Source organism: Microbacterium sp. LWO14-1.2 (genome assembly GCF_038397715.1).
GTDB lineage: Bacteria > Actinomycetota > Actinomycetes > Actinomycetales > Microbacteriaceae > Microbacterium.
In genome coordinates this window covers 1,312,583-1,326,422 of sequence record NZ_CP151633.1, presented here as the reverse complement: position 1 = coordinate 1,326,422, position 13,840 = coordinate 1,312,583, and the positions used below count along the sequence as shown (strand labels likewise).

General features: G+C 70.0%; 7 protein-coding genes. 6 read left to right on the top strand and 1 reads right to left on the bottom strand.

Going from position 1 to position 13,840, the window contains the following annotated elements:
* Nucleotides 1–61: 61 nt before the first annotated feature.
* Entirely contained in the window at nucleotides 62–2,065 is a 2,004-nt protein-coding gene (locus tag MRBLWO14_RS06465) for a glycosyltransferase (protein WP_341935632.1), read from the bottom strand.
* 189 nt (nucleotides 2,066–2,254) lie between these two features.
* Between MRBLWO14_RS06465 and MRBLWO14_RS06460 the strand changes: the two genes are divergently transcribed.
* The 6 genes from MRBLWO14_RS06460 to MRBLWO14_RS06435 all read left to right on the top strand — a co-directional run bounded on the left by MRBLWO14_RS06460 (nucleotide 2,255) and on the right by MRBLWO14_RS06435 (nucleotide 13,829).
* On the top strand, nucleotides 2,255–3,208 hold the full coding sequence (locus MRBLWO14_RS06460) for a glycosyltransferase family 2 protein (RefSeq protein WP_341935631.1): 954 nt from the start codon (nucleotides 2,255–2,257) through the stop codon (nucleotides 3,206–3,208).
* Nucleotides 3,199–3,918 carry a CDP-alcohol phosphatidyltransferase family protein gene (locus tag MRBLWO14_RS06455; protein ID WP_341935630.1) on the top strand — a complete coding sequence of 240 codons (720 nt, stop codon included), beginning with the start codon at nucleotides 3,199–3,201 and terminating at the stop codon, nucleotides 3,916–3,918. Before MRBLWO14_RS06460 ends, MRBLWO14_RS06455 begins: the two co-directional genes overlap by 10 nt.
* On the top strand, nucleotides 3,915–4,532 hold the full coding sequence (locus MRBLWO14_RS06450) for a hypothetical protein (protein ID WP_341935629.1): 618 nt from the start codon (nucleotides 3,915–3,917) through the stop codon (nucleotides 4,530–4,532). Before MRBLWO14_RS06455 ends, MRBLWO14_RS06450 begins: the two co-directional genes overlap by 4 nt.
* A gap of 199 nt (nucleotides 4,533–4,731) precedes the next feature.
* Nucleotides 4,732–5,265 (top strand): DUF4352 domain-containing protein, encoded by a 534-nt coding sequence (locus tag MRBLWO14_RS06445; protein WP_341935628.1) that lies wholly within the window; start codon nucleotides 4,732–4,734, stop codon nucleotides 5,263–5,265.
* 135 nt (nucleotides 5,266–5,400) lie between these two features.
* Complete coding sequence (locus MRBLWO14_RS06440) at nucleotides 5,401–10,110, top strand: PKD domain-containing protein (protein ID WP_341935627.1); 4,710 nt, start codon at nucleotides 5,401–5,403, stop codon at nucleotides 10,108–10,110.
* A gap of 200 nt (nucleotides 10,111–10,310) precedes the next feature.
* A complete protein-coding gene (locus tag MRBLWO14_RS06435) occupies nucleotides 10,311–13,829 on the top strand; it encodes a PKD domain-containing protein (protein WP_341935626.1) in 3,519 nt (1,172 codons plus the stop codon).
* Nucleotides 13,830–13,840: the final 11 nt, after the last annotated feature.

The following is a 13,840-nucleotide window of genomic DNA, read 5'->3' as shown; positions in this document are numbered from 1 at the left end:
GCGTCACGGAAAGGGCGGCCGTCCCCTGCCGCCCACGACCCCCACAGTCGTATCGACGACTCTAGCGGTTCGCCTGCTGAGAGCGTGAGCGGCGCTTGACCCGCACCGCCGCGCGATAGGCGTCGGCGTGCGCGCGGCCGGCGTCGGCCCATTCGCGGCGCGAGAGGTCGGGGGAGCCGTCGAGGTCGGCGACCGCCCGCCAGGTGGTCACGAGATCGTCGGCGTCGAGGTCGCCGTCGTACATGCGCACCCAGTCCGCGCCGACCTCGCGGGCCAGAGCCTCGTTGGCCTCGTTGCGAGGCACGAGCACCGGTCGGTCGAGCGACAGGGCGGCGAGCACGCTTCCCGAGTTGTGCATGAAGCGGTAGGCCAGCACGATCAGCTCCGACGAGGTCGCGAGCTGCACGAGTTCGGCGTCGCTGAGGAAGTCGAGCTGCAGGTGCACGTCGGGCAGGTCCGCGGTCCGAGCCCGCAGGTCGTCGCCGAGCTCGGTGCTCGACGGTCGACCGCCGATGGCCAGGCTCAGCTGCGGTTCGGTCGCCACAGCCTCGCCGTACGCGTCGATGAACCCCTCGAGTCCCTTGTAGCGGCGCACTCCGCCGAATGCGCCGAGCCGCCCGCGCACCCGTTCCGCCGCGGGGTACTCGGCGTACCAGTCGCGGTAGTGGCCGTGCAGGATGAGGTGGTGCGGTGCGGCAGCCGGCAGCGGCGTCGTCTCGTTGATCGCGATCCGGTAGTCGGTGTGCTTCTCGATGAAGCGCAGCACCCGGAGCCGCGCGGCGTCGTCGTCGGGCAGCTCGATGTTGTGCACCGTGCGCACCACGGCGATGCGGCGCGACAGGCGGTGACGCATCGCGAGCGCGGCCGTGAGCACGAGCTTGCCCGTCGACTTCACCCACGAGGACCCGTGCATCTTCGCCTCGGGCCAGTGCCAGTGGAAGGCGTCGTATCGGCCGAAGAGCGCCGTCTTCCACGAGAACCGCAGGTGCGTCAGTCCCTCGGTCGCGCCGAGGGCGTCGTCGAGCATCTTGTTGTAGGGGTTCGTCGTCGGCCGCGGAGCGCCCAGCGACTGCATCACGCGGATGCCGGAATCGGTCATGGTCGTGTCATCCTCCGATGGGCGACGGTACTCGTCGTAGCGGCGACCGAGGGCGGCGGCGATCGTGCCGCGGCCGCGGTGCACCAGTCTCGTGCCCCTGGCGTGGTGGTCGATGCGCGAGGTCAGCGCGCCGAACGCCCGCCGCGCGCCGCCGACAGCGATGCGCGCGACGCCTCCGAGCAGTGCCTCGGCCCGCACGAGCGCGCGCCGGGGCGCGCCGTCGGTGAGCTGCAGGCGGATGCGGGTTCCGGCGTTCGCTGAGCTGAACGCGCGCTGCGCCGCCCACGCGCGGCTGAGGCGCGCCGCGACCACGAGGTCCTCGGTCTCCGACTCGTTGCACCACACGATCCGGCCGCCTTTGCGGGCGAGCTGGCGGGAGAAGAGCGTGTCCTCGCCGCCGCCGAGTCCGAGGGTCTCGTCGAAGCGCAGTCCGAGCCGCCGGATGGTCCGGAGGTCGAGCAGCAGGTTGCCCGCCGCCGCGACCTGCAGCACCGTGCCCGTCGTCCGCGGTGGGCGGCGGAACGTTCCGGAGGCGAGAAGCCAGGGGTCGACGTCGTCGTCGAACACCGAGATGACGCGCCCCATCACGGCATCCGCCTCGTGCTCCCGCCAGACCCCGACGAGTGCAGACAGCCAGTTCTCCCGGGGGATCTCGTCGTCGTCGATGAAGGCGACGAGGTCGCTCTGCGCGCACTCGTCCAGGATGCGGTTGCGTGCCGCCGCGATCCCGGCGGTGCTCTCGACGACGTAGCGGACCGGCAGTTCCGCGTCGGCGGCGGTACGGCGGGCGGAGCCGGTCGGGTCGTTGTCGACGACGAGCACGTCGATCTCGAGCCCGAGCCCGCGGCATTCCTCGATGCGGGCGGGGAGCGCGCGAAGCAGGGCCGCCAGCAGCTCGGGGCGCTGATACGTGGGGACGCCGATGGTGACGGCGACCGCGTCGCCCGATGCCGATTGCTGTGTCATCCGCCCCGTCCCCATGGCACATCGCGCCGCACCCGGCGCCGGCTCATCGTACCGTGACGGCCGGATTCCGGCATCCTGAGGCGCTCTCGCGTATAGTCTGTGCCCTGGGAGTCGACGTCGGTCGCGACTCCGGGGAATTCGACCGGCGACCCGAGCCGATCCGCGATGCGGAGCCGGGGGGAGGAGCGCGTGCCCGTGGTGCACGGACGCCTGGCGATCGTGGTCGTCAACTACGCCTCCGCCGCGCTGCTCCGCCGCAACCTCGTGATCGTCGAGGGCGCGGCCAGGGAGCTCGACCCGGCGACGACGGTGATCGTCGTCGACAACTGGGCGGGGTCCGACGAGCGACGCGAGACGCGGAGCGCCGCTGCCGAGCACGGCTGGACCCTCGTCGAGTCCGAGACGAACGCGGGCTTCGGCGGCGGCGTCAACCTCGGCGTGACCCGCGCGCTCGCGGACGGGGCGATCGATGTGCTCGTCATCAATCCGGACGCGCACATCGACACGGCATCCCTCCGCCTGCTGCGGGATGCGACCACCGAGGCCCGCACCACCCTCGCCTGCCCCGTGATCGAGGACTCCGACGGGCGCACCTGGTTCGCGGGCGTCGACGTGCTGCTCGATGACGGCACGATGCGCGCTCGACGCAAGCGCACCGTCGGCGACGCGCGGCCGTTCGAGCCGTGGCTGAGCGGCGCGTGCCTCTGGATCACCCGCGAGGTGTGGGAGCTCACCGGCGGCTTCGACGAGGACTACTTCCTGTACTGGGAGGACGTCGATTTCTCCCACCGCGTCCTCGACGCCGGGGGAGGGCTCGCCCTCGTAGAGGGGGCGAAGGCCGTGCACGACGAGGGCGGAACCCAGCGCGCCGAGGTCGAACCGAGCCGCGCCAAGTCCGAGGGCTACTACTTCTACAACATCCGCAATCGGATGCTGTTCGCTGTTCGCCACCTCGACGACGAGGCCGTGCGACGCTGGTCGCGATCGATCCCGCGCACGGCGCGCGAGGTCATCCTGCGCGGGGGTCGCCGCCAGCTGCTGCGATCGGTCGCGCCGGTCAGGGCGTACCTGCGCGGTGTTCGGGAAGCGCGGCGCATCGCACGCCGTCGGGGAGTCCAGCGGAAGGACGGCACATGGTCCTAGAGGCGTACCATCGCCTGGCGAAGGCGCAGAAGGGGCACGCCAGGGGCGCGCCCGCGTACTCGGTGTACGTGAACCGCCGCATCGGCCGCGTCCTCGCCGCCGTCGCCTACCGGTTCGGCCTCACGCCGAACCAGGTCTCGATCATCAGCGCGATCCACTCGTTCGCGGCCATCGGCCTGATCGCCTTCGCGCCGGTGACGGTGCCGCTGGGGCTGCTCATCGCTCTGCTCCTCGTGCTCGGCTACGCGTGGGACTCGGCCGACGGCCAGGTCGCGCGCCTTCGAGGCGGGGGAAGCCCGCAGGGGGAGTGGCTCGACCACTTCATCGACACGCTCAAGATCGCCTCACTGCATCTCGCCGTGCTCGTCGGGCTCTACCGCGTGCTGCCGGAGACGCCCGCGCTGCTCCTGATCCCGATCGTGTTCAGCATCGTCGCGACGACGACCTTCTCCGGGATGCTGCTGAACGATCTGCTCAAGGGCAAGCACGCCGTCGAATCGACGCACGAGCGCGGCGGAGGCACGCTGCTCCGGTCCCTGGTGCTGCTGCCGACCGACTTCGGCCTCGTCTGCCTGGTGTTCGTCCTCTGGGGCTGGACCCCCGGTTTCCTCGTCGTCTACTCGCTGCTGTGCGCGGCGGCCGTCGCGTTCCTCGCGCTCGCCGCGGTGAAGTGGTTCCGTGAGATCGGAAGGCTCGGTGCGACCTCATGACCGAAGAGAGCATCCTCGTCGTCTGCGCCGCGAACGTGTGTCGTTCCCCGCTCGCCGAGCTGCTGCTGCAGCGGGGCCTCGGCTCCTCGGCCGGCATCACCGTGACGAGCGGCGGGGTCAGAGCGACGGCGGGTGACACGATCTGCACCGAGGTCGCCCACCTGCACGGCGACGAGGCGTGGCGCGAGTCGGCCGACGCGCATCGTGCACGGGAGGTGACCGCGGAGATGATCGAGCACGCGAGCATCGTGCTGGCGGCCTCGCGAGACATCCGCGGCGAGCTCGTGCGTCTCGCTCCGAGGTCGCGCGACTGGATGTTCACGATCAAGGAGGCCGCCCACCTGGGCGAGGGGTTCCCCTCGGCGGCCGAGGATCGGGTCGTCGAGTACGTCGCGCACCTCGATCGCGCGCGCTCCCGCGCCGTGCCGCTCGCCGCGCCCGATGATCTCGGCAGCCGCCTGCGACGGGTGTTCTCCGGCCGTGCGCCGAGCGACCCCACGAGCATCGCCGACCGGCATGGGAGCCGCGGTCACCGCGACACGATCGCGGAGGTCGAGCGAGCCGTGGAGACCATCGTGGCTCAGCTCGGCGGTCCGGCCCGTCGTTCTTCCTGATTCCCTCTTGTGAGGGCGGCGTTTCGGCATTAGTATGAGCCGACGCCGCGTTCTGCGCGACGTGAGGGGAAGCCGAGGCGAGGGGCCTCGGAACTGGGGATTTTTTCTGTACTGGGGAGCTGCAGTGTTCAGCGTTTCTTCCTGCCGTCGTGGGGATGGCACATCGCGCACGCATCGTGCGCTCCTGATCGCGCCCGTCGTGGCGCTCGCCGTCGTGCTCGCCGGATGCACGGGTGCTCCGGCCGCGTCCGAGACACCCGAGCCCGAAGCCTCGGTCACGACCGAGTGGGACGCGCCGGCCGATCCGACCGCCGACGGTCCCACCGAGGCACCGGAGCTGACGGTGCAGGCCGGCGCCCTCGACGAGACGATCACTCTCTCGACCGACGTGGCCATCACGATCGACAAGATCTCGACCACGACCGTGACGCCTGAGACACCCGGCGAGTACGCGGGTCCGGCCGTCGTCGTCACGGTCTCGGTCGCCAACGACTCCGACCGCGCGCAGAGCATCGACTCGGCCGTCGTCAATCTCGTCACCGACGACGGCGACGTGGGGGTGGCCACCACGGCCGGCCCGAACAAGCCGCTCCAGGGCGAGCTCGCCGCAGGCGCCAAGACCGAGGGCACCTACGTCTTCATGCTCGACCCGGCGCAGGGTCGAGCCGTCTCGATCAACGTCAACTACGCCGCAGGAGAACCCGTCGCGACCTTCGCCGGCGTGATCTCCTGACGCATCACGGATTCATCGTCATCGTCATCTGAGCTTTTCATTTTTTACCCTGCTCGATATATCGCAATACCGCAGTACTGAAGTACGGCAATCACTTTTCACAACATCACATTTCTGGGGACTGGGGAGTCACTCATGGGGAACACATCGATCGGGAAGCGGACGCGCTCCGTCCTCGCTTCCGTCGTCACGGCGGCGCTGCTCGTCGCCGGCATGACGACGCTGGGAGGGCAGGCCGCGGTCGCGGCCGACGCGCCGCAGCCGCCGCCGCTGCTGCAGCGCGACGACAACGTCGTGACGTCCGACCCGATCCCGACTGTGCAGATCGACAACGGCTACGTCTGGTCGCAGACGACCATCGGGTCGACGGTCTACGCGGTCGGCAAGTTCGACAACGCCCGCGCGCCGCTCGCCGTGCCGGGCACCAGCCTCACGGCACGGTCGAACGTGTTGGCCTACGACATCAACACCGGCCAGTTGCTCTCGTTCGCACCGCAGGTCAACGGCGTCATCAAGGCCGTCGCGGCATCGCCCGACGGAAGCCGCATCTACATCGGCGGATCGTTCAACTCCGTGAACGGCCAGACCCGCTGGAACTTCGCGGCGCTCGACGCCCAGACCGGCCAGCTCGTCTCAGGCTTCAACCCCTCGATCGGCGGCAGCGGCGTCTACGCCCTCGCGACCTCGGGATCCAGCGTCTACGTCGGCGGCCTGTTCACCCAGGGCAACGGCACCACCCGCAAGAACCTCGCCGCCTTCAACGCGGCCAACGGCGCACTGCTGCCGTGGGCGCCACAGGCCGACCTGCAGGTCGATGCGATGGTCATGGACCCCGCGGGACAGAACGTCATCGCGGCGGGCCGCTTCTCTCAGGTCAACGGTGACACGAGCATGCGCGGTACCGTCGCGATCGACAAGACCACGGGTGCCGTCGACACCAACTGGGCTCTGCCGCAGACGGTGAAGAACGGCTCCAACACCGGCGGCAACGCCGGCAAGGCGGGCATCTTCGGCCTCGCCGCCGACGCGAACGGCGTCTACGGCACCGGCTGGGTCTACGCGGACGCCGCGACCGGCAACCTCGAGGGCACGTTCGCCGCCGAGGCCGGTTCCGGCCAGGTGCGGTGGATCTCGGACTGCCTCGGCGACCACTACGGCGTCTACTCCACAGGCAAGGTCGTCTACACGACCAGCCACACCCACGCCTGCGGCACCATGGGCATGCACCCCGAGCAGAACCCGCGCACGCACCGCTACTCGGAGGCCTACACGGCCGATGCCCGCGGCACGCTCGGCAACCAGCCCGCCGCCGGCGGCACCTACAAGAACTGGCAGGGCACCCCGGCGCCGTCGGCGTACGCGTGGACCCCGGACTGGGCGGTCGGTGTGACCACCGGCATGGGCCAGGCCGGCCTGTCGATCACGGGCACCGGCAACATGATCTCGATCGGCGGCGAGTTCCGCTCCGTGAACAACGGCCGCTTCGAGGGCCTCGTGCGCTTCTCGACCACGCCTCCGGGCGGAGCCAAGGACGGCCCCCGTCTCTCGGGCGCCAACTGGGTGCCCACCGCGCAGTCGTTCATCCCCGGTCGCGTGCGGGTCTCGATCCCGGCGAACTGGGACCGCGACGACCTCGTCCTCACCTACGAGCTGCGTCGCGCGGGGAGCACCACGCCCGTCGCCACGAAGACCGTCAACAGCACGTGGTGGGACCGCTCCTCGATCAGCCTCGAGGACAAGACCGCCACGCCGGGATCGCAGCAGCAGTACACGGTCGTCGCCAAGGACGGCAACGGCAACACGGTGAGCAGCCAGAGCGTGACCGCGACGGTCGCCGCCGGTGCGGCCTCGTCCTACGTCGACACCGTCACGGCCGACGAGCCGCAGCTGTACTACCCGCTCGGCACCGTCAACCAGGACTGGGCGGGGTCGAACACCCCGACCTTCGGCTCCGGCGTCAGCCAGACCCAGACGGGTGTGAAGAACACCATCACCGGAGCGTCCTCGTTCAGCGGGAACAACTCGGGCCTCGTGGCGGCGAGCAACCGCGTGGCAGCGCCGAAGCAGTTCTCGACCGAGCTGTGGTTCAAGACCACCACGACGTCGGGAGGCAAGCTGCTGGGCTACGGCAGCTCGGCGACCGGTGAGTCGGGAAGCTACGACCGTCACATCTACATGACGAACAACGGCCGCATCATCTTCGGCGCCTACAACGGCAGCACGCAGACGGTGCAGAACAACACCGCCCTCAACGACGGCGAGTGGCACCACGTGGTCGCGTCGCAGGACTCGTCCGGCATGAAGCTGTACGTCGACGGAACGCTCGCCTCCTCGCTCCCCGGAGCGACGGACGCCGAGGGATACGTCGGATACTGGCGAGTGGGCGGCGACAACATCGGCGGCTGGCCGTCGGGACCGAGCTCGTACTACTTCGCGGGCTCGATCGACGAGGTCGCGGTGTACTCCTACCCGCTCACCGCGGCGCAGGTGCGCACGCACTACGGCGTCGGCAAGGGCTTCGTCGCCCCGACCGCGGACTTCACGGCGACCCCGACCGACCTCTCGGTCGCGTTCGACGCGAGCGCCTCGGCGCCGACCGCCCCCGCCACGATCTCCGGCTACCGCTGGGACTTCGGCGACGGGACACCGGCCGGCACCGGCAAGACCGTGTCGCACACCTACGGCGCTGCGGGCACCTACACAGCGAAGCTCACGGTGACCGACAGCAACGACCTCTCGACCACGGTCGAGAAGACGGTCGTGGTCCAGGCGCCGAACGTGCTGCCCGCTCCGTCGTTCGTCGTCACGGGTTCCGGGCTCTCGGTCTCGGCCGATGCCTCGGCATCCACGGACTCCGACGGGACGATCGTCTCGTACGACTGGAACTGGGGCGACGGCACCACGTCGACCGGCCAGGTCGCGAGCCACGTCTACGCGACGCCCGGCACCCGCACCGTGACGCTCACCGTGACGGACGACCGCGGCGGCTCCGCCTCGACCACTCGTGACGCCGTCACGACGCACGCCAACCCGGTCGCGGCGTTCACCTCGACGGCCTCCGGCCTCCGGGTCGACGTCTCCGGAACGGGGTCGAGCGCGTCCGACGGGGCGACCCTGACCTACTCGTGGAACTGGGGCGACGGCACGGCCGCAGGCACGGGTGCGACGGCCAGCCACACCTACGCGCAGGGCGGGGCGAAGGACATCACGCTGACCGTGACCGACAGCCTCGGCGCGACGGCCAGCCAGACCAAGTCGGTCACCGTGCAGGCGCAGGTGTTCGCGGCATCCGACTCCTTCGGTCGGGTCGTCTCGAGCGGCTGGGGAGCAGCGGATGCCGGTGGCACCTGGGCGCCGATGAGCGGCTCGGCCGCCGTCACCTCGGTCGCCGACGGCGTCGGACGCATCAACCTCACCGCGGGCGAGACGCGCGAGATGCTGCTGCAGGGAACGTCCCTGCGCGACACCGAGTCGCGGATCACCTACACGCTGACCTCCGGTCCGTCGACGGGAGTCGCGTACGAGGGTCTCGGCGCTCGCCGCTCCGGCAACAACGGCTACCGGGCGCTCGCCTGGCACCGCGCCGACGGCACGACGTGGCTGGTCATCCACCGCAACGGCACCGCCATCGCGAGCACGGCCGTCGCCGGGCTGACCTGGTCGGCCGGCAGCACGTTCAACCTGGCGATGGAGACCTCCGGGTCCTCCACCACCACCATCCGTGCGAAGCTGTGGGCCAGCGGCGCGGCAGAGCCCGCGAACTGGCAGCTGTCGACCACCGACGCCACTCCGGCGCTGCAGGTGGCCGGTGCGCCGACCGTGTTCTCGTACCGCGCAGGCAGTGCGACCGGCACGAACATCGCGACGTTCGACGACTTCACGGTCAAGAACCTCGGTGCCGCTCCGCAGCCCGAGCCGCAGCCGGAGCCGCAGCCGGAGCCCACGAACGCCGCTCCGGTCGCCTCCTTCACGGCGACTCCCTCGGCGCTCACGGTGAACGTCGACGGCAGCGCCTCGACCGACTCCGACGGCACCATCGCGTCGTACGCGTGGAACTTCGGCGACGGCACGACCGGCACCGGGGCGACGAGCTCGCGGACCTACGCCGCGGCCGGCACCTATACGGTCACCCTGACCGTGACCGACAACAAGGGCGCGACGAACACGACGACGCGTCAGGTCACGGTCACGGCTCCTCCCGTCGACCCGCAGCCTCCGGTCGACCCGGCGGCGCTCGCGGCCGATGAGTTCGAGCGGACGGCGGGTCCTGGCTGGGGCTCCGCGGTCACCGGTGGCGCCTGGACGATCACCGGCGGCTCGCAGGCCGCCGCCACGGTCGCGGACGGCAAGGGCAAGCTCTCTCTGATCGCCGGTGATACGCGTCATGCGACGTTGGGGTCGACGGCGGTGGGTGATGCGGTGTTGTCGGTGCAGTTCTCGGTGGATCAGCCGAGTTCGACGGGTGGGTCGTATATCGGTGTGATCGCTCGGAGTTCGGCGGCGGGGAAGTACTTCGTGCGGGCGTGGTTGCGTCCGGATGGGACGGTGTGGTTGGTTGCGCATCGTGAGGGTACGGTGTTGGCGACGCAGGTGGTGTCGGGTCTGACGTATCAGCCGAACACGTCGTATTCGTTGAAGGTGTCGGTGACGGGTTCGTCGTCGGTGGCGTTGCAGGCGAAGGTGTGGGCGACGGGGTCGGTGGAGCCGGCGGCGTGGCAGTTGAGCACGACGGATGCTGCTCCTTTGGCGGCGTCGGGTGCGGTGGGTCTGAGCGGGAATCGTTCGGGTTCGTCCACGGCCGCGCTGGGTGTGACGTTCGACTCGTTCCGCGTCACGGCACCGTAACCACCTTCCTCTCCTGAGAACCACCCGCCGGATCCGCACGGATCCGGCGGGTGGTTCTCTTCGTTCCCGAGGACGCCGGACTGTTTTCACACATCCCCGAGGAATCCGTGAACACGGCCGCGATACCGTGGAACGTCGCCTTTGGGGAGGCGATTGAGGGGTTGGGGAACCCCTCATTCTGGGGAGTGGGGAAACAACACATGGGGAACTCTTTCGTGCGCCGTGCGCGCCGATCTCTCGCCGTCGTCCTGACGGCGGGTCTGCTCGTCGCAGGCATGACCGCGCTGGGAGCGCAGGCGGCGGTGGCCGCGGAACCGTCGTCACCGCCGCCGCTCCTGCAACGCGATGAGAACGTCGTCACGTCGGATCCGATCCCGACCGTGCAGATCGACAACGGATACGTGTGGGCGCAGACCATGATCGGCTCCACCGTGTACGCGGTGGGCAAGTTCGACAACGCCCGCGAACCCCTGGCCGCACCGGGTGCGAAGCTCACCGCCCGGTCGAACGTGCTCGCGTACGACATCGAGACCGGTCAGCTGCTGCCGTTCGCGCCCAAGGTCAACGGCGTCGTCAAGGCGGTCGCGGCCTCGCCCGACGGCACCCGCATCTACATCGGCGGCTCCTTCAACCAGGTCAACGGCGCCTCGCGCTGGAACATCGCCGCTATCGACGCCAGGACCGGCGAGCTCGTCCCCGGATTCGCGCCGTCGATCGGCGGCAGCGGGGTCTACGCACTGGCGACCTCGGGGGAGACCGTGTACGCGGGCGGACTCTTCACACAGGGCAACGGCGCGGCGCGCAAGAACCTCGCCGCCTTCACCGCGGCGACCGGCGCCGTCCAGCCGTGGGCGCCGCAGTCGGATCTCCAGGTGGATGCCCTGGTGATGGACCCCGCGGGACGGAACGTCATCGTCGCCGGCCGCTTCTCGCAGGTGAACGGCGACACCGCCATGCGCGGCGTTGCGGCCGTCGACAAGATCACCGGAGGACTCGACACAGGCTGGGCGCTGCCGAAGACCGTGAAGAACGGCAGCAACGCCGGTACGACGGCGGGCAAGGCGGGGATCTTCGGTCTCGCAGCCGACGCCGGTGCCGTGTACGGGACCGGCTGGGCGTTCGCCGGCCCCGCCGTCGCGAACCTCGAGGGCACGTTCGCCGCGGAGGCGGGGACGGGGGCGGTGCGCTGGATCGCCGACTGCCTCGGCGACCACTACGGCGTCTACTCCACCGGCAAGGTCGTCTACACGACCAGCCACACGCACGCGTGCGAGACCATGGGGATGCACCCCGAGCAGAGTCCCCGCACCCACCGGTACTCCGAGGCGTTCACCGCCGAGGCCCGCGGGACTCTCGGCCGTCAGCCCGACGGCAACTACGTGAACTGGCAGGGCACTCCGGCGCCGTCCGCCTACGCCTGGTCGCCGGACTGGGCGGTCGGGACCACGACCGGCCTGGGCCAGGCCGGCCTGTCGATCACGGGCACCGGCTCGATGATCTCGATCGGCGGCGAGTTCCGCTCCGTGAACAACGGTCGCTTCGAGGGACTCGTGCGCTTCTCGACCACGCCCCCGGGCGGTGCGAAGGACGGGCCGCGACTCTCGGCATCCACCTGGGTGCCGACGGCACGCGCTCTCGTCCCCGGCAGGGTGCGGGTCGTCATCCGCAGCAACTGGGATCGTGACGATCTGTCGCTCACCTACGAGCTGAGGCGCGCCGGTGACGATTCCCTGGTCGCGACGACCGCGCTCGATTCGACCTGGTGGAGGCGTGCGCCGATCGTGCTGACGGACGAGACCGCGGGCGCCGGGGCGGGTCAGCAGTACGTGGTGGTGGCGCGCGACGGCAACGGGAACGCGGTCCGCAGTCAGACGGTGACCGCCGTCGCGCCCAGCGCGCCGTCGGCCTACGCGGATGCCGTGATCGCCGACGGCCCCCAGCTGTACTACCCGATGGGCGGCACCACTCAGGACTGGACCGGCGCGAACACCGCGACCGTCGGAACCGGCGTCACCCCGACCACCGCGAACGTGGCACACACACCGCCGAACGGCTCGAGCTTCTCCGGCACGATCGACGGTCGCATGACAGCGACCGCGTGGGGCTCCGCGCCCGGCGCCTTCACGACGGAGCTGTGGTTCAAGACCGAGACGAAGACCGGTGGCAAGCTCATCGGCTGGGGGTCGTCGTCGACCGGCAACTCCGGCATGTACGACCGACAGCTGGTCATGGCCGATGACGGGCGTGTGGTGTTCGCCACGAACGGCAGCGGAGTGAAGACGGTCACCTCGCCGACTGCGTTGAACGACGGCGTGTGGCACCACGTCGTCACGAGCCAGAGTTCGTACGGCATGAAGCTGTACGTCGACGGCGTCCTCGTCGCGACGGATGCGTCGGCGACGAAGGGACAGTCCTTCGGAGGGTACTGGCGCGTCGGAGGCGACTCCGTGTCCGGTTACCCGCTCGCTCCGACCTCGATGAACTTCCAGGGCAAGATCGACGAGGTCGCCGTCTATCCGCAGGCCCTCTCGGCGGACCAGGTGAAGACGCACTTCAGCATCGGCCGGAACGTCCTGCCACCCGCTGCGGCCTTCACGGCATCGTCGTCCGGACTCGATCTGACGGTGGATGCCGCGGCGACCGCGGCATCCGGCACGGCGACGGTCTCGTCCTACTCGTGGAACTGGGGCGACGGCTCCGCCGCCGGGTCGGGGGCGGCGGCGACGCACGCATACGCGCAGCCCGGGACGTACACGGTGCGCCTCACGGTCCGCGACAGTAACGACCTCGTCTCGAAGACCGAGCGGTTGATCAACATCCCGGCGCCGAACACCGCCCCTGCGGCCGCGTTCACCGCGTCGAGCGTCGACCTGACGGCATCCGTCGACGGCTCCACGTCGACCGACGCCGACGGCACGATCGCGTCGTACTCGTGGAACTGGGGCGACGGCGCCGTGTCCGCGGGGAGGACCGCCTCCCACGTGTTCGCCGCCGCGGGGACCTACACGGTCACCCTGACGGTGACCGACGATCGCGGCGTCACGCACGCCGCCACCCGGGCGGTGACGGTCACGGCGCCGCCCGTGAAGTCGGAGCTCCCGGCGCTCGCGGCCGATGAGTTCGAGCGCACGGCGGGTCCTGGCTGGGGTGCCACCGGCACGGGTGGCGCCTGGACGATCGCGGGCGGCTCGCAGGCGACGACCTCGGTGAGCGACGGTCGAGGCAGGATGGCACTCGCTCCCGGTGATACGCGTCATGCGACGTTGGGGTCGACGGCGGTGGGTGATGCGGTGTTGTCGGTGCAGTTCTCGGTGGATCAGCCGAGTTCGACGGGTGGGTCGTATATCGGTGTGATCGCTCGGAGTTCGGCGGCGGGGAAGTACTTCGTGCGGGCGTGGTTGCGTCCGGATGGGATGGTGTGGTTGGTTGCGCATCGTGAGGGTACGGTGCTGGCGACGCAGGTGGTGTCGGGTCTGACGTATCAGCCGAACACGTCGTATTCGTTGAAGGTGTCGGTGACGGGTTCGTCGTCGGTGGCGTTGCAGGCGAAGGTGTGGGCGACGGGGTCGGTGGAGCCGGCGGCGTGGCAGTTGAGCACGACGGATGCTGCTCCTTTGGCGGCGTCGGGTGCGGTGGGTCTGAGCGGGAATCGTTCGGGTTCGTCCACGGCGACGCTGGGTGTGACGTTCGACTCGTTCCGCGTCACCGCACCCGAGTAAGATCCTGACGC